The sequence below is a fragment of the Candidatus Obscuribacterales bacterium genome, assembly GCA_036703605.1.
Taxonomy (GTDB): Bacteria; Cyanobacteriota; Cyanobacteriia; order RECH01; family RECH01; genus RECH01.
On sequence record DATNRH010000071.1, the window covers coordinates 1 to 1,402 of the forward strand.

Sequence of the window (1,402 nt, forward strand, 5' to 3'; positions counted from 1 at the left end):
TAACTGGGCCAGGGCGGCCTCGCGTTCTTCTGGTACCAGGACTTCGTCCCCATACTTGTCAAGTTCGCGGTGAAGCTCCTCAACACCAACGACGTCAATGGCAGTGGCATCAGGCCGTCGCCTCGAGGCCAGGATGTCAAGAAAGCGGTAGAGCAGCAGATAGGAGTTGGGATAACGGCACTGCAGGGCTGGCAGGCTCAGCAGGGTGGCCGTGATGTGTTGCCGCAGGAGGGCGCGGGGCGCTGCCACAGCCTGAACAGCCTCGCTAGGGGTCCAGCCTGGCGTGAAGATCACATACACGGGAACACTGCGGCCTTTCTCCGTCCGCCACACCGCCTCAGCCTCGCGTATGGCAGGGTCAAGCCTGGCCGGGTCAATCTCATCGGCATGCGTCAGCAGACACATAATTTGGGCAGATTGGGTTTGCTCACTATTGCACAACATCGAGCGCCATTTCCGCAATACATCCGCAAAGCCAGGTTCAGACACGTCGCAGACCACTATGTAGAGGGCCACAGGCGAGAAGAAGAGCTCGTGGAGAGTGCGGTACACCTCCTGGCCGCCAACATCCCACAGCTGAAGGATAAGCCCAGGCTCACGATCAAGAGCTTCTAGAGCCTCGGCCAAGATATCTTTTTCTGCTGGTGTGTCCGCCGAGGTCGCTTGAGGTAGCTCGGGCCCCAGGGCGGATGCCTGCGCTGCACTTGCCTCTACATCTTCTGCTACTGCCTGAGTAGACGTCTCATCGCTAGGAACTTGAGCACCTGGATTGTTACTATCATAATAAGATATTCTTACTGGGACTAGCGTTGGGCAGCTCAAATATATTTCTACTATCTAAGGCCACGTCTTGCCAATTCAGCAGATCCACCGTCATGATGTCGATGCCCGGCGTTTTGAGGTGACTGAGAGCAACAGGGTCTTTCTGTATCCACTGCAGGAACGTAGTCTTGCCAGCTGCTGGCTCGCCAACGAGGTAGAGCTTGGCCCAGGGCCACTTGCTCTCTCCATCCCTTACGCGATACTTGCCCTGAGTGTTGGGCTGAGTGAAGGTGGCGGCAGGATACGGAGTGTGGAGGCGAAGCACTCGAAGGTGTGCCCAGGCTGGGGGCACGGCCTCCTGGGTCAGGAGGTACATATTGCATCCCGTTGCATTAAACGAGGGAGGCTGCATATTCTCCAAGATGGCCCCAGACCCAGGGGGAACTACAAACAGGAAAAAGTTCACTGTAACGATGTTAGCTAGGAGAGTACCTTCCGAATTCAGTAAAGCCTGTTTAAAAAAATCGGCTCGAAAGGGGCGGTAAAATTGGTGCCCAAGTACAAAAGCAAATCCAAGGATATTCTGAAGATGGGGGCGGAGGGCAATTAGCGCTTGTTTGTGGTTGCTATAGCCGTGGCC

General features: G+C 55.8%; 2 protein-coding genes. Both read right to left on the reverse strand.

The genetic code is table 11. The features are described 5' to 3' along the window. A partial coding sequence (locus tag V6D20_01625) for an ADP-ribosylation factor-like protein (GenBank protein ID HEY9814496.1) occupies positions 1–822 on the reverse strand: 822 nt, incomplete at its 3' end. Beyond that, on the reverse strand, positions 779–1,402 hold a 624-nt coding region (locus V6D20_01630), incomplete at its 5' end, for a hypothetical protein (GenBank protein ID HEY9814497.1). The genes V6D20_01625 and V6D20_01630, both read right to left, overlap by 44 nt.